Below are 16,916 nucleotides of genomic sequence, written 5' to 3'. Positions count from 1 at the left end.
TGGTTCCTCTAGGTAAAGTGGCGCGATGATAGCAAGGCGCGGCTTTTTCTGCAGGGCAGGCAGGGAAACGCTGGCAAGGCGTGTGGTTTCTGGTACATATTCCTGCCGCTTGTACCGCCAGATATCACTTTGCGTGCTTTTTCCATGCATAATTGCCTTTGGAAAATTCCTTCCGCCGTTCGCTTTCCGTAACCTCCCGCTACCATTCGATGACCGCTCGCATGACTCACCCAGGCCCGTGCCTGCATGGCTGATTCCCCCCATCGCCGCTGGCTGGCCAGCCTTCGCACCCTGTATGGTTCCTCGATCTATGGCGCCTTGCTGCTGGTGGTGCTGGGCGGACTGGTGATACCGGCCCTGATCGGCAGCTATCTGCTGGTCGGCGTGCACGAGCGCCAGTCGGCGCATACCGGCCTGAACGAGGCGTTGCAGCGCAATGCCGATATCCTGGCGCTGGGCATGCAGGAGTCCTTGTGGAACATGAATGCCGAATCGGCCCAGTCACTGGTCGAATCGGTGATGCGCGACCGCGCCGTGCTGCTGGTGCAGGTAGTGGGCCAGGGTGACGCCGAATTCATGCGCCTGCAGGCGCCGCAACGCCCGGTCGGCAATGTGTACCGGGCGGAACGCGATATCGCCGTGCGCGGCGAACGCATCGGCCATGTGGTGGTGGAAATGGACGATGCGCGCAGCCAGCAGGAACTGCGCGAAAAGCAGATCGCCTATGTGTTCGTGCTGGGCGCGCAGCTGGCCATTTCGATGGCGCTGATCGTGCTGTTCATGAACCGCCGCCTGTTGCGGCCGCTGCGCCGATTGATGCGCTTTTCCGACCGCCTGTCGCATGGCGACTTTGATACACGCCTGGAAGCGGGCGGCAACGACGAACTGGGCCGCCTGGCAACGCAGCTCGAACAGATGCGCGCCGCGATCCGCCAGCTGTTCGAAGACGTAGGCCAGCGCGAAGAGCGCTTCCGCACCATCGTCACGCAAGTGCCGGGCGCCGTGTTCCGCTACCGGCCCGACGGCCCCATCGATTTCATCAGCGACGCCATCGAAGACATCGTCGGCTATACGGCCGCGCAGCTGATGCGCGGCAGCACCCATTCCTGGGTCGACCTGATCTGCCCGGAAGACCGCCGTACGCACCGCCGCGCCGTCAAGCAGGCGGTCGCCGAGATGCGCCCGTATGCGCTTGAATACCGCGTCGTCGACGCCACCGGCACCGAGCGCTGGGTGGCGGAAAATGGCCAGCCGCAGGCCGGCAGCGCGGGCATGATCTGGGTCGACGGCATCATCGCCGACATCAGCCAGCGCAAGCACCACGAAATGCGCATCGAAGCGCTGCTGACCGAGCAGAGCGCGATACTCGACAATGTGATGTTCGGCGTGATGTTCGTGCGCCACCGCCGCATCGTTTCCGTCAACCGCCGCTGCGAAGAGTTGTTTGGCTATGACCCTGGCGCCATGACGGGCAGCTCGACTGCCATCGTGTTTCTCACCCAGCACGATTTCGAGAAGGCGGGCGAGCGCCAGTATCCGGCCATGGCGGCCGGCGGCGAGTTCAGCGAAGAGCGTCATTACCGGCGCCGCGACGGCAGCCTGTTCTGGGCGCTGGTGAGCGGCTGCGCGCTCGATCCGCTGCGCCCCGGCGAAGGCAGCATCTGGGTGTATGCCGACATCACCGCGCGCAAGGAAGCCGAAGAAAAGCTGCGCCTGTCGGCCACCGTGCTGGAGCATATCGCCGACGCCGTGATGGTGGTCGATATCGAGGACGTGATCGTCGCCGTCAATCCCGCCTTTACACAGATCACCGGCTACACCGAAGCCGAAGCCATAGGCAGGCATTCCTCGCTGACGCGTTCCGAACGCCACGATGAAGCGTTTTATGAGGGCATGTGGGATGAGCTGATCGCTTCCGGCTTCTGGCGCGGCGAGCTATGGCGCCGGCGCAAGAACGGCGAGATCTACCTGGAATGGCTGACCATCAGCGCGGTGCGCGACACGCAGGGGCTGACCACTCATTACGTGGGCGTGTGCAGCGATATCACGCAGGTCAAGCAGGCGCAGGAAAAGCTCGACCACCTGGCGCACCACGATCCGCTGACCGCGCTGCCGAACCGCCTGCTGTTCCACGACCGCCTGCAGCACGCCTTGCTGCGCGCCGCGCGCGACGGCGAGCAATTGGCCATCCTGTTCATTGACCTGGACCGGTTCAAGAATGTGAATGACACGCTGGGCCACCATATCGGCGACGAATTGCTGCAGCAGGTGGCGGCGCAACTGTCGGCGCGCCTGCGCGAAGGCGATACCCTGGCGCGCCTTGGCGGCGATGAATTCATCGTGCTGCTGGAAAACGTCGACGGCCAGTACGGCGCGACCCAGGTGGCGGAAAAACTGGTTGCCATGTTCGAACAGCCGTTCCTGGTGACCGGCCACGAGTTGTTCGTCACCTGCAGCGTGGGCGTGAGCCTGTTCCCCGAGGACGCACAGGACTTGAACATGTTGATCCGCAATGCCGACGTGGCCATGTACCAGGCCAAGGCGCGCGGGCGCAATGGCTATCGTTTCTATGCGCCGTCGATGACGGGCGAAGGCATCGAGCGGCTGCGCCTGGAAACCTATCTGCGCCGCTCGATCGAAAAGAACGAAATCTTCCTTAATTACCAGCCGCAGGTGGAAATCGACACGGGCCGCCTGATCGGCGTGGAAGCGCTGGTACGCTGGAACCATCCCGAACTGGGCCTGATTGCCCCTGCGCGCTTTATTCCGCTGGCCGAAGATAGCGGCTATATCAACCAGCTTGGCAAATGGGTGCTGGACGAAGCCTGCCGCCAGATGATGCGCTGGCAGGCGCAGGGCCTGCATGTGCCGAAAATGGCGGTCAACCTGTCGGTCAAGCAGTTCGAGCGCGGCAGCATGGCCGGCGTGGTGGCCGACATCCTGCGCGAAACCGGCCTCGAGCCGCAGCGGCTGCAGCTGGAAGTGACGGAATCGGTGATCATGAATACCGGCGACGCGCTCGGCTACATCAACGACCTGCACGCCATCGGCGTGGGCCTGGCCATCGACGACTTCGGCACCGGTTATTCCTCGCTGGCGTACCTGAAGCAGTTGCCGGTGCAGACCCTGAAGATCGACCGCTCCTTCATCAAGGATATCGCGCGCGACGCCAACGACGAGGCCATCGCGATCGCCATTATCCAGCTGGGCAAGAGCATGCAGCTGTCGGTGATCGCCGAAGGCGTGGAGACGCAGGAACAGGCCGCCTTTTTGCTGCGCCATGGCTGCCGGCTGGCGCAAGGCTATTTTTATAGCCGGCCGGTGCTGGCGCAGGATATAGTCGAGCGCTGGCTTGACAATTGAACACTGACACCTACTGGACCAATCCCATGGCTGTAACGCTACCTGCCTCCCGCCGACGTTTCCTGCTCAAAGGCCTGGGGCTGGGCGTGGCCGGCGTCGGCGCGCTGGTGCTGGGCTGGGGCGTGCTGCCGGCGCGCCAGCGCTTGCACGGCAGCGCGCCGCTGCCGGTCAAGGATGGCGCGGTAGCCCTGAACGGCTGGCTGGCGATCCGGCCCGACGGCAAGGTGGTACTGGCCATGCCGCGCAGCGAAATGGGGCAGGGCGTGCATACCGCGCTGGCGATGCTGGTGGCCGAGGAACTCGACGTGCCTTTGGTGTCCATCACCCTGATGCAGGCGCCCAACGACAAGATCTTCGGTAACGTCGCCATGCTGGTCGACAGCCTGCCGTTTCACCCCGACGACGGCGCACGGCTGAAGCAACTGGCGCAGTGGACGGTGGCCAAGGCGGCGCGCGAACTGGGCGTGGTTGTCACCGGCGGTTCTTCCAGTATCAAGGATGGCTGGCAGCCGATGCGCGAGGCCGGCGCCTGTGCGCGCGCCATGCTGGTGGCCGCCGCTGCAGCACAGTGGCAAACAAGCGTCTCGCAATGCCGCACCGAGAACGGCGAAGTCGTGCACGTGGATGGCCGGCGCGCCGGCTACGCCAGCCTGGCGCAGCGTGCCAGCACGCTTGACCCGGGCACGCCGGTACTGAAATCGCCGGCGGATTTCAAGCTGATCGGGAACGCTGCTGCGCGCCGCGATACACCGTCGAAAGTCAATGGCAGCGCCGTGTTCGGCATCGATGCACGGCCGTCCGGCATGCTGTACGCAGCCCTGCATCTGCCGCGCCGCCTGGGCGACACCTTGTCTTCGTTCGATGCGCCCGTGGCATTGGCCATGCCGGGCGTCAAAAAAGTGCTGGACCTGACGCCAGCCCTGGGCGAACAGCGTGTGTCTTGCGCGGCGGTGGTCGCCGATACCTGGTGGCGCGCCAGGCAGGCTGCCGCCAGCTTGCCGACGCAGTGGCGGGCGGGCGCGCAGTCGAATTTGTCGAGTGCCGACGTGTATGCCGGCCTGGCACGCCTGCTCGACAGCGAGGCAGGCCACACCTACCACGCCAGTGGCAAGGTCGACAGCCAGGAAGTGCAGGCGATGCAGCACGTCACGGCCGAATACCACGCGCCTTTTCTTGCCCATGCAGCGATGGAGCCGGTCAACTGCACCGCGCAGGTCAGGGATGGCAAGGTGCGCCTGTGGGTCTCGACACAGGCGCCGGGCATCGCCGTTGACGTGGCGGCCAGGGTGGCCGGCGTGGCCAGCAGCGACGTGTCGATCGAGGTGCTGCTGCTGGGCGGTGGTTTTGGCCGCCGGCTGGAAGTGGACATGGTGGCCCAGGTGGTCGCCATCGCACTGCAGTGCGACGGCGCGCCGGTGCAGCTGATCTGGACCCGCGAGCAGGATACAAAGCACGATGTGTACCGGCCGGCTGCACTGGCGCGTTTCAGTGCCCGGCTCGATGGAGAAGGCCGCATCGCCGCCTGGGACAATAAATCGGCCAGCGCCTCGATCACGCACCAGTACTTGCAGCGCAACTTTGGCTTGCCCGGCATGGGCCCGGACAAGACCACCGCCGAAGGCGAATTCGATATGCCGTACGAGATCGCCAACCAGCGCATCGCCCATGTGATTGCGGACAGCAGCGTGCCGGTAGGCTACTGGCGGTCGGTGGGCCACTCGCACAATGCGTTTTTCAAGGAAAGTTTTATTGACGAGCTGGCGCATGCCGGCAAGCACGATGGCGTGGCATTCCGGCGCGCCATGTTGCAACATCACCCGCGCCACCTGGCCGTGCTGGACGCCGCCGTGGCCAGGGCCGGCAGCGCACCGCCCGGCCATGCGCACGGCGTGGCGCTGCACCAGTCGTTCGGCAGCATCGTGGCGCAAGTGGCGCAGGTGGCGGTTGAAAACGGTGAAATCCGCGTACGGCGGGTGGTGTGCGCCATCGATTGCGGCCTGGCCGTCAACCCCAATATCATCGCCCAGCAGATGGAGTCTGGCGTGCTGTTCGGCCTGTCGGCGGCGCTGGGGGGCGAGATTACCTTCAAGGATGGCAGGGTCGAGCAGGGCAACTTCCACGACTACCCGGTGCTGCGCATGGGGCAGGCGCCCCACGTCGAGACCATCATTATCGCCAGCGCCGCGCACCCGGAAGGCGTGGGCGAACCCGGTACGCCGCCAATCGCGCCGGCGGTGGCCAACGCGCTGTTTATCCTGACTGGAAAACGGCTGCGCAGCTTGCCTCTGCGATTGGGCTGAAAAGCCTCAGCTTGCTGCCAGCATGGTGCGCAGATTGCAGTCGCGCTGCCAGCCGCACCGCTCGCCGGTGCTGGTTGACAAGGCTGCCAGTTCGTCCGCAGTGAGCGCCTGCTGGGCCTGCACCATGCGGTGCGCCAGGCCGCCATCGGGCAGCACGGTGCCGAAAAATGCCACGTTGTCGTCGTGCTGTATCAGCAGGGTCGGGAAGTTCTCAATATCGAGTTCGCCCACCACCTCGGACTGGTCTTCGATATCGACCCAGACGAACACGGTGTCCGGGTGGCGCGCGGCCAGGTTGTCGAACGTGGCGCGGTAGGTGGTGCAGGTGCCGCACCATTGCGCACACAGGCAGGCGACGATCCAGCGCGGGCCAGCCAGGGCGGCGGCGATCTCGGCGCGGTTCTCGGTGGTCAGGGTCAGGCTATGCATGTTTTTGTAGTATTCAGTGCAGATGGCGCTCGCGCCGATGCGCGTATTCTACCTTGCCCGGCCAGCTCGGGCCTGGCAGCGGCCCAGTGAGCTGAAGCGGTTTTTTGATGCCGGGGCGGTTTCTAGTGGATAATGCGGATTTGTGCGCGCTGATTACGCTGGTCCATGCTGTTTCCTGGTCCGGCAGCCTGACCCTCCCAGTCTGTTCCCATGCTCTGCCCGGTGTAAGCGCAGCCCACCTTTACTTTATTTTATGGAATTGCCAGCTTATGTTGAGTTACCGCCACGCCTTTCATGCGGGTAATCACGCCGATGTGTTGAAGCATTATGTGCAGATTCAGTTGTTGCAGTACCTGAATCAAAAAGATACCGCCTACAGTTATATCGACACTCATTCGGGCGCCGGCGTGTATGCGCTCGACGGCGGCTATGCGTCGAAGAACGCCGAGTACGAGACTGGTATCGCGCCGCTGTGGGACCGTACCGACCTGCCGGCCTCGCTGGCCGAGTACTTGAAACTGATCAAGGAAATGAATCCGAGCGGCAAGATGCGCTACTACCCGGGTTCGCCGTACTGCGCCGACCAGGTCAGCCGCGAGCAGGACCGCTTGCGCCTGTTCGAGCTGCACCCGGCCGACGCAAAGATTCTTGCCGATAATTTCCGCAAGGTCGAAGCCCATGCACTGGCCCAGGGTGAACGTCCTGCCGTGCGTGGCAAGCGCGTCATCATCACCAAGGCCGACGGCTTCCAGAGCCTGAAAGCGCTGCTGCCGCCGCCATCGCGCCGCGCGCTGGTGCTGATCGATCCGCCTTATGAAGACAAGATGGATTACCGCAAGGTCAAGGATACCCTGGCCGACGCGCTGGTGCGTTTTCCGTCCGGCATCTACGCCGTCTGGTATCCGGTGCTGCAGCGCATGGAATCGCGGCAGTTCGCCGACAAGCTCAAGCAGCTGCCGGCAACAGAATGGCTGCACGTGACGTTGACGGTCAACACGCCGTCGCCGGACGGTTTCGGCCTGCACAGCAGCGGCATGTTCATCCTCAACCCGCCGTACACGCTCGAGCCGATGCTGCGCGAAGTGATGCCCTACCTGGTCAAGGTGCTGGGCCGCGACGATGGCGCCAAATTCGTGCTGGAAACCGGCAAGGGCGGCGTCAGGAATACGGGCACGCGCCGCGTCTGAGCGTGATGTACGCGCACAGCGTGCGCTGCAGCACATAGTTGTACGGCAGGCTGGGGCTATACTGGGTGCGGGGCGGCAAGCGCCGGCCCAGGCCCTGCCGCAGCCTGAACGCGGCCCTCATTCGCGGGCCGGTCCATGACTACTTCCTTGCACTCCCATCATGCTGTGCTGCAGGACTTCTTTATTGCCCGCCAGCCGATTCTGAACCGCGACCAGCGCCTGGTGGCCTATGAGTTGTTGTTTCGAGGCAGTGCCGAAAACCAGGCCATGATTACCGGCGATGCCGTCGCGGCGACTGCCACCGTGATCGCCCATGCGTCCGAGCTGGGCATGGAACAGGTGGTCGGCCTGCAGCTGGCATTCATCAATGTCGATGCGGTGGCGCTGATGAGCGACTTTATCGGCTTCCTGCCGCATCATCGCGTGGTGCTGGAAATCCTCGAAACCGTACGCCCGACGCCGGCCTTGCTGGCCCGCATCAGCGAACTGCGCCAGGCCGGTTTCCGTTTTGCGCTCGACGATGTGGTGCTCGATACACCCGACGTGCAGCAATTGCTGCCGCTGGTCGACGTCATCAAGGTCGATATCGCCCAGCTGGCGCCCGACGAATTGCCGCGCCTGGCGCAGGTGCTGGCCGTGTCGCGAAAAAAATTGCTGGCGGAAAAAGTGGAAAACATGGCGCAGTTCGAGCAATGCCTGGCGCTGGGCTTTGATTTTTTCCAGGGCTATTATTTTGCGCGGCCTGTGATTCTCAGCGGCAAGCGCATGTCGGCCTCGGAGCTGGTCATCCTGCATTTGCTCGAACTCATACAAGGCAATGCCGACAACCGCGAGCTGGAGCGCTGCATCAAGCACGACGCGCTGATCGGCCTGAACCTGCTGCGCCTGGTCAATACGCCGGCCGTCAGCGCCGGCGTGCGCGTCGACACCCTGGGCCAGGCCTTGCTGCTGCTGGGCCGCCGCCAGCTGCAGCGCTGGCTGCAGATTTTATTGTATGTGCGGCGGGGAACTTCGGCGCAGTTCACCTCGCCCTTGCTGCAACTGGCTACCACGCGCGGCAAGCTGCTGGAACTGATGACGAAAAAACTGCGGCCGGGCCAGCATCAATATGCCGATATCGGCTTTACGGTAGGCATCATGTCCTTGATGGACACGCTGTTTTCCATGCAGATGAGCGAAGTCATCAGCAGTGTGCGCGTGAACAGCAAGGTCAGCGATGCGCTGCTGTTCCGCCATGGCGAGCTCGGTAATATGCTGGCGCTGGTCGAGCAGGTCGAGCAAGCGGACGGTGGCCCGGCCAGGGCCGCCATGTTGGAGCAATTGCAGCTGTCGGAAAACGAGCTGACGGCGATCCAGGTGGCAGCCTATGCCTGGGTCAACGATTATGTGCACGGCATCTCGCGCACCGTGCACTAGATCTATTGTCCCAGCAACAGGAATACGGTCGGCTTTTTATGGAAGTCGGGCGCCTTGCCGGCCGCCAGCTGTTTCTTCCATTGCCCGCCATTCAGGGTCTGGATGCTTTCCGTTTCAAGGCTGAGGTCGGTTGCCACGCAGATCAGGGTCGACGGCTGGCATTGAGTCACCAGTGCTTCCAGCATGGCCGCATTGCGGTACGGCGTTTCGATAAACAGCTGGGTTTGCTTTTCGCTGCGCGAGCGGCTTTCCAGTTCCTTGATGCGCTTGGCGCGCAGCGCCGCGTCGGTTGGCAAATAGCCGTTGAAGGCAAAGCTCTGCCCGTTCAGTCCGCTCGCCATGACCGCCAGCAGGATCGACGAGGGCCCCACCAGTGGACGCACTTTCACGCCATGCTGATGCGCCAGGCGTACCAGGTCGGCACCGGGATCGGCCACCGCCGGCACGCCTGCTTCCGACACCAGGCCAGCATCGCGCCCGGCCAGCAGCGGCGCCAGCAGGCTGGCCAGTGCCTGCGCCGGGGTATTCACGTTCAGCTCGGAAATGGTAATTTCCTGCAAAGGTTTTGCCAGCGGATGCTTGGTGTTGATCAGTTTCAGAAAGGCGCGCGCCGTCTTGGCGTTTTCGGCGACGAAATAATCGAGTTGCGAGGTAATTCTGCGCACCTGTTCGGGGATGATGTGGTCCAGCGCATCTTCCGGGCCGTCGGACAGGCCAAGGTGGTTGGGGATCAGATAAAGGGTGCCGGTCATGGTGTGTTCTAGTTAAATAGTGAAAAACGCCACGCCGGCGCGGCGCAGCATGCTGCTCAATGCGATCAGCGGCAGGCCGGTGAGGGCGGTCGGATCGGTCGTGTTGATGCTGTCGAGGATGGCGATGCCCAGCCCCTCGTTCTTGGCGCTGCCGGCGCAGTCATACGGCTGTTCGATGCGCAAATAGGCGTCCAGCTCGGCGTCGGGCAGATCGCGCACGGTAACCAGAGTCTGGATATCTTTGACCTCGGCAGTGGCGACCGCCTGGCGGCCATCCAGCAGGCACAGCGCCGTATGGAAGATCACCGCGCGTCCGCGCATGGTTTGCAGCTGGCGCAGGGCATTGGCATGATTGCCCGGCTTGCCGATTTGCGCGCCGTCCAGCGTGGCGACCTGGTCGGAGCCGATCACCAGGCTGCCCGGAAAACGGTCGAGCACGGCTTGCGCCTTGGCCCGCGCCAGGCGCAGCGCGGTGGCGCTGGGGGTCTCGAAGGCGAGGGGGGATTCGTCGAGGTCGGGCACGGCCACCTCGAACGGCAGGCGCAAACGCGACAGCAGCTCCTTGCGGTAGGCGGAACTCGATGCAAGTATCAAGCGCAATGGGGTGGAAGTTGGTATCATTCGGGTCCGGATAGCGGCTGGCAAGGCCGCCAGTGTAGTCTGCCGCAGCGTTACCGGGCAAATCTTGCTTGCAGTTGCCGCGCGGCCACCCTATCGTAGTCCGCTTGTTATCAAAAAAATGCACGCAGGCTTTGACTCCGGCTTGAAAACCCTGTTATGATCGCTGGTTTTCCGGGGAAATTTTCTACCAATGAATGCTTTTGTGATCGACGCCTTTGATTTTTGTCGGATCAGCGGGAGCCGCGAGGGTGTCACTCCTGTCGCTGAAATGACCCGGTTGACCAAGGATTGCGCAGATACTTCCGGCGAGATCGCCTGGAAAATCACCGGTGGCAGCGGCAAGCTGGGCTACCCGCAACTGACCTTGTCGGTCAGCGGCACCGTTCAGCTGGTATGCCAGCGCTGCTTGGCCCCGTTTGCTTACGATATCGATTCTTCGACAGTATTAGTGCTCGGCAAAGATGACGAGCATGCGGACGAGATCGAGGAAATCATCGACGATGAGTCGATTGACGTGATCGTCGGCAGCCGCAGCATGGATGCCGCCGCCCTGATCGAAGATGAAGCCTTGCTGGCCCTGCCGCAGGTACCCAAACACGAGGTCTGCCCCGATACGGCGCAGCTCGATGCTCTCAAGACTGAAAAGAAGTCGCCGTTTACGGCACTGAAAGACTTGAAGCCAGAATAAGTAGTAAGTAAAAGACGTGTCAAACGCGTGTAGCAGTCGAGTATGGCAATGTGTAGTGAAACGTAGCATGAAATATACGATGTCGGTACGGCCTGTTTTCGGATAGGTTTTGCCGCTGGGATACTCGATTCGCATGAATTTGCTGATCGATTGTGCTAAAATTTTAGAACTTATGTATTAGGAGTCATCATGGCAGTTCAACAGAACAAGAAAACCCCTTCCAAACGCGGCATGCACCGTTCGCACGACTTCCTGGTCGCGCCGCAATTGAGCGTCGAGCCAGTTACCGGCGAAACACATCTGCGTCACCATATCAGCCCTAACGGCTTCTATCGTGGCCGTAAAGTGTTGAAGACCAAAAACGACGAGTAATCGACGTTTTGTTGGGTAAGATAAAAGCGGTGTTGCGTTGGTTTTTCGGCGTGGCGCCGCTTCTTCTTTTTTATCGGCTGCAATTCATCTTGCACACCGTCATTTTGAATCACGCTGGCCAGGTTTGTGCATTCCTGCAGCGACAGTCCGATTCACATCTTGCCGCAAGCCCGCAGCGGTACTGAATCACACCAAATGACAATCAAAATTTCTATCGACTGCATGGGCGGAGATCACGGTCCCGCAGTTACTATCCCCGCAGCAATTTCCTTTATTGAACACGAGCCTGACGCCGAACTGATCCTGGTAGGATTGGAGGACGTGATCCGCGCCGAGCTGAAAAAGCACAAGGCAGAGACGCACCCGCGCCTGTCGATATTGCATGCTTCCGAACAAGTTACCATGGACGATCCGCTCGAAGTGGCCCTGCGCCGCAAGAAGGATTCGTCGATGCGCGTGGCCATCGAACAGGTCAAGAGCGGCGTGGCGCAAGCCTGCGTGTCTGCCGGCAACACCGGCGCCCTGATGGCCGTCTCGCGCTACGTCTTGAAAACCATGTCGGGCGTCGATCGTCCGGCCATCTGCAGCATCCTGCCGAACCAGAAGAACGGCCCGACCTACATGCTGGACCTGGGCGCCAACGTCGATTGCGAGCCGCATCACTTGCACCAGTTCGCCATCATGGGTTCGGTGCTGGTGTCGGCGATGGAAAACATCGAACGGCCGACCATCGGCCTGTTGAACGTGGGTACGGAAGACATCAAGGGCAATGAAGTGGTGAAGCTGACCGCCAAGCTCTTGCAGGCCGACCACGACCGCGGCGCGCTGAACTTCTACGGCAACGTGGAAGGCAATGACATCTTCAAGGGCACCACCGATATCGTCGTCTGCGACGGCTTTGTCGGCAACGTTACCCTGAAAGCCATCGAAGGCCTGGCGCGCTTCATGAAAGACGTGCTCACTTCCGAATTCAAGCGCAATCCGATTACCATGCTGGGCGCCCTGATCGCGCGCGGCGCGCTGAAAGCCATCACCAATCGCCTGAATCCCTCGCGTTACAACGGTGCCAGCCTGTTGGGCCTGCGTGGCCTGGTGATCAAGAGCCATGGCGGCGCCGATGCCTATTCCTTCGAATGGGCCTTGCGCCGCGCCCATGAAGCGGCAAAGAACGATGTGCAGGCCCAACTGGCCAGCATGATCGCCGAGCTGATGCCGCGCACGCCAGTGGCGGAAGAACCTATATCAACAAGCTCCAGCATTTAGTGGATGGCAAGCATGACAATCGTACGCAAGCTCTACAGCAAAATCATCGGTACCGGCAGCTACCTGCCGGAGAAACGCGTTACCAACCAGGATCTGACGGACCAGCTTGCCGCCAAGGGCATCGAGACCTCGGATGAATGGATCGTCTCGCGCAGCGGCATCTCGGCGCGCCATTATGCGGCGCCAACGCAAAATTCCTCGGACCTCGGTGTCGAAGCGGCCAAAAAGGCGCTGGAGATGGCCGGTATTGACGGCAACCAGCTGGACCTGATCATCGTCGCCAGCTCGACTCCCGACTTCTTCGGCAGCTTCCCCAGCACCGCCTGCATCGTGCAAAACAAGCTGGGCATCACGAATAACTGCGCGGCGGTCGACGTGCAGGCCGTCTGCAGCGGCTTCGTATATGCGGTCGCCACCGCCGACAGTTTCATCCAGTCGGGCATGCATAAGAACGTGCTGGTGATCGGTGCCGAAGTGTTTTCACGCATTCTCAATTTCGACGACCGCGGCACCTGCGTGCTGTTCGGCGACGGCGCCGGCGCGATCGTCCTGACCGCTTCCGAAGAGCCGGGCATCCTGGCCACCAAGCTGCATGCAGACGGCCGTCATTCCGACATCCTCAGCGTACCGGGCAACGTCGCCGGCGGCGCACTGGCCGGCAGCGCCTTCCTGTACATGGACGGCCCGGCCGTCTTCAAGCTGGCCGTATCGGTGCTGGAAAAAGTCGCGCATGAAGCCCTGGAACACGCCAACATGACGGCGGATCAGATCGACTGGCTGATACCGCACCAGGCCAATATCCGCATCATGAACAGCACCGCCAAAAAGCTGGGCTTGCCGCTGGACAAAATGGTTGTCACCGTCGACCAGCACGGCAATACCTCGGCCGCTTCGATTCCTCTGGCGCTCGACCTTGCCGTGCGCGATGGCCGCGTCAAAAAGGGCGACAATGTGATGATGGAAGGCGTGGGCGGCGGCTTTACCTGGGGTGCCGTGCTGGCGCGCATGTAAGCTGCAAGATAATTAAAAGGAACGGAGTCACGATGACACAATTTGCATTTGTTTTCCCGGGCCAGGGCTCGCAAGCGATCGCGATGCTCGACGGTTTCGCCGGCAACCCGGTGGTGGCACAGACCGTGGCCGAAGCGTCCGAAGCGCTGCAATTCGACCTGGGCAAGCTGATTGCCGAAGGTCCGAAGGAAGAACTGGACCTGACCACCAATACCCAGCCCGTAATGCTGACGGCGGCCGTGGCGTTTTATCGCGCCTGGCTGGCAGCCGGTGGTCCGCTGCCGACGGTAGTGGCCGGTCACAGCCTCGGTGAATATTCGGCGCTGGTCGCCGCCGGCGTAATCGCCTTCAAGGACGCCGTACCTCTGGTGCGTTTCCGCGCGCAGGCGATGCAGGAAGCCGTGCCGGTCGGGCAGGGCACGATGGCGGTAGTGCTGGGCCTGTCGGATGACGACGTGCGCGCCGCCTGTGCGGAAGCAGCAGCCGAAAACCCGGCCCTGGTGGTCGAGCCGGTCAATTTCAACGCGCCAGCGCAGGTAGTGATCGCCGGCCATACCGCAGCGGTCGAGCGTGCCTGCGAACTGGCCAAGGCCAAGGGCGCCAAACGCGCCATGAAACTGCCGGTGTCGGCGCCATTCCATTCCTCGCTGCTGAAACCGGCCTCGGACCGCTTGCGCGACTATATGGCCGAGCTGCAATTCAATACGCCGCAGATCGCCCTGATCAACAACGTCGATGTCGCCATCGTCAACGATGTCGCTGGCATCAAGGATGCGCTGGTGCGCCAGGCGGCCAGCCCGGTGCGCTGGGTCGAAACCATGCAGAAAGTTGCTCTTGACGGCATCACTCAGGTGATCGAATGCGGTCCGGGCAAGGTCCTGATGGGCCTGGCCAAGCGCATCGACCCGGTGCTGGTGGGCGACGCCATCGTCGACCAGGCCTCGCTCGACCGTATTTTGACGCAGCTCAAATAAACAGCGCGCGGCAGTGGGCTAGCCCCACTGTCGCCAGCCATCTTTAAGGATACTCATGAATCTGACGAATCAAGTCGTACTGGTCACAGGCGCATCGCGCGGCATCGGTCGCGCCATCGCCACCGAACTGGGCAAGCAGGGCGCCACCGTAGTCGGAACCGCCACCTCGGAAGCTGGCGCGCAGGCGATCACCGATTACCTGGCCGCCGAAGGCGTGACGGGCAAGGGCGTGGTCCTGAACGTGACCGATGCGGCGCGCTGCGCAGCGGTGGTTGAAGAAGTGCAGAAAACCTATGGCAGCCTGTCTATTCTGGTCAACAATGCGGGCATTACGCAAGACCAGCTGGCCATGCGCATGAAGGATGAAGAGTGGGACAATGTGATCACCACCAACCTCTCGGCCGTTGGTCGCCTGTCGCGCGCCGTGTTGCGCGGCATGATGAAGGCCAAGGCCGGGCGTATCATCAACATCACTTCGGTGGTGGCCTCGGCAGGCAATCCGGGCCAGATGAACTACGCGGCCGCCAAGGCCGGTGTGGAAGGCATGAGCCGCGCGCTGGCGCGTGAGATCGGCAGCCGCAACATCACCGTCAATTGCATCGCCCCCGGCTTTATCGATACCGACATGACCAAGGCCTTGAGCGAAGAGCAGCACGCAGCCTTGCTGACGCAGATTCCGCTGTCGCGCCTTGGCAAGCCGGAAGACGTGGCTGCCGCCGTGGCTTTCCTGGCGTCACCGCAAGCGGCATATATCACGGGCACGACCTTGCACGTGAATGGCGGCATGTACATGAATTGATGTGAAAGATAGAGAAAACACCAGTTTGTGACATGATGTGCAACGGCTGTTTGACTATAATCGCATCTTTTAGCAGCAGCTTCGGTTGAATTAGCAGCAGACACCGAAATTAGTATTCGGACGCGCAAACCTGATAAAATGCGCGCACTTTCCGTAACACACACTTTGGAGCCATAACATGTCGGATATCGAACAACGCGTTAAGAAAATCGTCGCTGAGCAACTGGGCGTTGCAGAAGCAGACATCAAAATCGAATCCTCTTTCGTCGACGACCTGGGCGCCGATTCCCTGGACACCGTGGAACTGGTGATGGCCCTGGAAGACGAATTCGAAATGGAAATCCCTGACGAACAAGCTGAAAAAATCACCACCGTGAAACAGGCGATCGATTACGCTACCGCCCACGTCAAGGCCTAAGCCTGTCTGACCGACTTCAGGAGAATCGCTTGAGCCGTTCTAAAAACCGTCGCGTTGTTGTCACCGGCCTGGGCTGCGTTTCACCTGTCGGCAATACTATTGCCGAGGCGTGGAGCGCAATCATCGAAGGGAAGTCGGGCATTGCCACGATTACCAAATTCGATGCGCAGCCATTCACCACGCATTTTGCCGGTGAAGTCAAAGGTTTCAATATCGAAGAGTATATCTCCGGTAAGGAAGCCCGCCATATGGATACGTTCATCCATTACGGCATGGCTGCCGGGATCCAGGCGATGCAGGACTGTGGCCTGGAGGTCACCGAAGAGAACGCCGACCGTATCGGCGTGATCATCGGCTCCGGCATCGGCGGCTTGCCGCTGATCGAAGAAACCAAGTCCGAGTACGAAAAACGTGGTCCGCGCCGCATCTCGCCCTTTTTCGTGCCTGCCTCGATCATTAACATGATTTCTGGCAACCTTTCGATCAAATATGGTCTGAAAGGTCCGAACCTGGCCATCGTCACGGCCTGCACCACCGGTTTGCACAGCATCGGCGCAGCCGCACGCATGATCGAGTACGGCGATGCCGACGTCATGATTGCCGGCGGTGCCGAATCGACCGTGTCGCCGCTGGGCCTGGGCGGTTTCGCCTCGGCGCGCGCCTTGTCTACCCGCAACGATGACCCGGCAACGGCGTCGCGTCCGTGGGATGCCGACCGCGACGGTTTCGTGCTGGGCGAAGGCGCCGGCGTGATGGTGCTGGAAGAGTACGAGCACGCGGTGGCCCGCGGTGCCAAGATCTATGCTGAAGTGCATGGTTTCGGGATGAGCGCAGATGCTTATCACATGACCTCGCCGCTGGAAGATGGTAGCGGCGGCAGCAAATCCGTGATCGCGGCACTCAACAACGCAGGCCTGAACCCGGACCAGATTCAATACCTGAACGCGCACGGCACGTCGACCCCGCAAGGCGACGTGGCAGAAGTGATGGGCATCAAGCGCACCTTCGGCGACCATGCGAAAAACCTGGTAGTGAATTCGACCAAATCGATGACGGGCCATTTGCTGGGCGGCGCGGGCGGTCTGGAAGCGGTGTTTACGGTCCTGGCGATCCACCATCAGGTGTCGCCGCCGACCATCAACATCTTCAACCAGGATCCGGCTTGCGATCTCGATTTCTGTGCCAATACGGCGCGTGACATGAAGATCGATTATGCAGTGAAAAATTCCTTCGGCTTCGGCGGAACGAATGGCACGCTGATTTTCGGCAAAGCGAAATAAGCTGTAACAACTTGAACTTCTGGCGCTCGCTACGGTCAAACCG

15 protein-coding genes are annotated in these 16,916 nt (G+C 61.5%); 12 read left to right on the top strand and 3 right to left on the bottom strand.

Annotated features, from left to right (window positions below):
* The first annotated feature begins 246 nt into the window (after nt 1-246).
* The gene (locus ACQ4WM_RS03470; RefSeq protein WP_436545307.1) at nt 247-3,363 is read left to right on the top strand and encodes a bifunctional diguanylate cyclase/phosphodiesterase; all 3,117 of its coding nucleotides are present in this window, start codon (nt 247-249) and stop codon (nt 3,361-3,363) included.
* Between the two features lie 26 nt (nt 3,364-3,389).
* On the top strand, nt 3,390-5,663 hold the full coding sequence (locus ACQ4WM_RS03465; RefSeq protein ID WP_436546195.1) for a xanthine dehydrogenase family protein molybdopterin-binding subunit: 2,274 nt from the start codon (nt 3,390-3,392) through the stop codon (nt 5,661-5,663).
* Nucleotides 5,664-5,669: 6 nt separating this feature from the next.
* On the opposite strand, the gene ACQ4WM_RS03460 is transcribed toward ACQ4WM_RS03465, so the two are convergent.
* Nucleotides 5,670-6,092, bottom strand: coding sequence for a thioredoxin family protein (locus tag ACQ4WM_RS03460; protein ID WP_436545306.1), 423 nt, complete (start codon nt 6,090-6,092; stop codon nt 5,670-5,672).
* Nucleotides 6,093-6,361: 269 nt separating this feature from the next.
* Here ACQ4WM_RS03460 and ACQ4WM_RS03455 point away from each other — a divergent pair, with 269 nt between their 5' ends.
* Together ACQ4WM_RS03455 and ACQ4WM_RS03450 are read left to right on the top strand one after the other, a co-directional pair.
* A complete protein-coding gene (locus ACQ4WM_RS03455) occupies nt 6,362-7,279 on the top strand; it encodes a 23S rRNA (adenine(2030)-N(6))-methyltransferase RlmJ (RefSeq protein WP_308925536.1) in 918 nt (305 codons plus the stop codon).
* Between the two features lie 135 nt (nt 7,280-7,414).
* A complete protein-coding gene (locus tag ACQ4WM_RS03450) occupies nt 7,415-8,695 on the top strand; it encodes an EAL and HDOD domain-containing protein (RefSeq protein WP_436545305.1) in 1,281 nt (426 codons plus the stop codon).
* A gap of 2 nt (nt 8,696-8,697) precedes the next feature.
* On the opposite strand, the gene ACQ4WM_RS03445 is transcribed toward ACQ4WM_RS03450, so the two are convergent.
* The gene (locus ACQ4WM_RS03445) at nt 8,698-9,447 is read right to left on the bottom strand and encodes an SAM-dependent methyltransferase (protein WP_436545304.1); all 750 of its coding nucleotides are present in this window, start codon (nt 9,445-9,447) and stop codon (nt 8,698-8,700) included.
* A gap of 12 nt (nt 9,448-9,459) precedes the next feature.
* Nucleotides 9,460-10,068, bottom strand: a complete 609-nt coding sequence (locus ACQ4WM_RS03440) for a Maf-like protein (protein WP_436545303.1) — start codon at nt 10,066-10,068, stop codon at nt 9,460-9,462.
* A 190-nt stretch (nt 10,069-10,258) separates the two neighbouring features.
* On the opposite strand from ACQ4WM_RS03440, the gene ACQ4WM_RS03435 reads away from it, so the two are divergent.
* The 8 genes from ACQ4WM_RS03435 to fabF all read left to right on the top strand — a co-directional run bounded on the left by ACQ4WM_RS03435 (nt 10,259) and on the right by fabF (nt 16,873).
* A complete protein-coding gene (locus ACQ4WM_RS03435; RefSeq protein WP_436545302.1) occupies nt 10,259-10,756 on the top strand; it encodes a YceD family protein in 498 nt (165 codons plus the stop codon).
* A 189-nt stretch (nt 10,757-10,945) separates the two neighbouring features.
* On the top strand, nt 10,946-11,128 hold the full coding sequence (rpmF, locus tag ACQ4WM_RS03430) for a 50S ribosomal protein L32 (protein ID WP_010399517.1): 183 nt from the start codon (nt 10,946-10,948) through the stop codon (nt 11,126-11,128).
* A 195-nt stretch (nt 11,129-11,323) separates the two neighbouring features.
* A complete protein-coding gene (gene plsX / locus ACQ4WM_RS03425) occupies nt 11,324-12,391 on the top strand; it encodes a phosphate acyltransferase PlsX (RefSeq protein WP_436545301.1) in 1,068 nt (355 codons plus the stop codon).
* Nucleotides 12,392-12,403: 12 nt separating this feature from the next.
* A complete protein-coding gene (locus ACQ4WM_RS03420) occupies nt 12,404-13,402 on the top strand; it encodes a beta-ketoacyl-ACP synthase III (RefSeq protein WP_436545300.1) in 999 nt (332 codons plus the stop codon).
* Nucleotides 13,403-13,434: 32 nt separating this feature from the next.
* Nucleotides 13,435-14,376, top strand: a complete 942-nt coding sequence (fabD, locus tag ACQ4WM_RS03415; protein ID WP_436545299.1) for an ACP S-malonyltransferase — start codon at nt 13,435-13,437, stop codon at nt 14,374-14,376.
* Between the two features lie 55 nt (nt 14,377-14,431).
* Entirely contained in the window at nt 14,432-15,175 is a 744-nt protein-coding gene (gene fabG, locus ACQ4WM_RS03410) for a 3-oxoacyl-ACP reductase FabG (protein ID WP_436545298.1), read from the top strand.
* A gap of 178 nt (nt 15,176-15,353) precedes the next feature.
* Entirely contained in the window at nt 15,354-15,593 is a 240-nt protein-coding gene (gene acpP / locus ACQ4WM_RS03405) for an acyl carrier protein (protein WP_020653257.1), read from the top strand.
* Nucleotides 15,594-15,622: 29 nt separating this feature from the next.
* Entirely contained in the window at nt 15,623-16,873 is a 1,251-nt protein-coding gene (fabF, locus tag ACQ4WM_RS03400; RefSeq protein WP_436545297.1) for a beta-ketoacyl-ACP synthase II, read from the top strand.
* Nucleotides 16,874-16,916 lie beyond the last annotated feature (43 nt).

Origin of the sequence: Janthinobacterium longum (assembly GCF_051380735.1) — a bacterium.
In the GTDB taxonomy this organism is placed as follows: Bacteria; Pseudomonadota; Gammaproteobacteria; order Burkholderiales; family Burkholderiaceae_D; genus Janthinobacterium.
Note: the sequence above shows the minus strand (reverse complement) of the source record. Positions and strands in the feature narration are given on the sequence as shown.

Excerpts from the sequence above, each read along its gene's own strand:
- ACQ4WM_RS03445 (WP_436545304.1), bottom strand. The coding sequence starts at position 9,447 with ATGACCGGCACCCTTTATCTGATCCCCAACCACCTTGGCCTGTCCGAC.
- fabG (WP_436545298.1), top strand. The coding sequence starts at position 14,432 with ATGAATCTGACGAATCAAGTCGTACTGGTCACAGGCGCATCGCGCGGC.
- ACQ4WM_RS03465 (WP_436546195.1), top strand. The coding sequence starts at position 3,390 with ATGGCTGTAACGCTACCTGCCTCCCGCCGACGTTTCCTGCTCAAAGGC.
- fabD (WP_436545299.1), top strand. The coding sequence starts at position 13,435 with ATGACACAATTTGCATTTGTTTTCCCGGGCCAGGGCTCGCAAGCGATC.
- ACQ4WM_RS03470 (WP_436545307.1), top strand. The coding sequence starts at position 247 with ATGGCTGATTCCCCCCATCGCCGCTGGCTGGCCAGCCTTCGCACCCTG.
- ACQ4WM_RS03435 (WP_436545302.1), top strand. The coding sequence starts at position 10,259 with ATGAATGCTTTTGTGATCGACGCCTTTGATTTTTGTCGGATCAGCGGG.
- ACQ4WM_RS03440 (WP_436545303.1), bottom strand. The coding sequence starts at position 10,068 with ATGATACCAACTTCCACCCCATTGCGCTTGATACTTGCATCGAGTTCC.
- ACQ4WM_RS03420 (WP_436545300.1), top strand. The coding sequence starts at position 12,404 with ATGACAATCGTACGCAAGCTCTACAGCAAAATCATCGGTACCGGCAGC.
- plsX (WP_436545301.1), top strand. The coding sequence starts at position 11,324 with ATGACAATCAAAATTTCTATCGACTGCATGGGCGGAGATCACGGTCCC.
- rpmF (WP_010399517.1), top strand. The coding sequence starts at position 10,946 with ATGGCAGTTCAACAGAACAAGAAAACCCCTTCCAAACGCGGCATGCAC.
- ACQ4WM_RS03455 (WP_308925536.1), top strand. The coding sequence starts at position 6,362 with ATGTTGAGTTACCGCCACGCCTTTCATGCGGGTAATCACGCCGATGTG.
- ACQ4WM_RS03460 (WP_436545306.1), bottom strand. The coding sequence starts at position 6,092 with ATGCATAGCCTGACCCTGACCACCGAGAACCGCGCCGAGATCGCCGCC.
- ACQ4WM_RS03450 (WP_436545305.1), top strand. The coding sequence starts at position 7,415 with ATGACTACTTCCTTGCACTCCCATCATGCTGTGCTGCAGGACTTCTTT.
- acpP (WP_020653257.1), top strand. The coding sequence starts at position 15,354 with ATGTCGGATATCGAACAACGCGTTAAGAAAATCGTCGCTGAGCAACTG.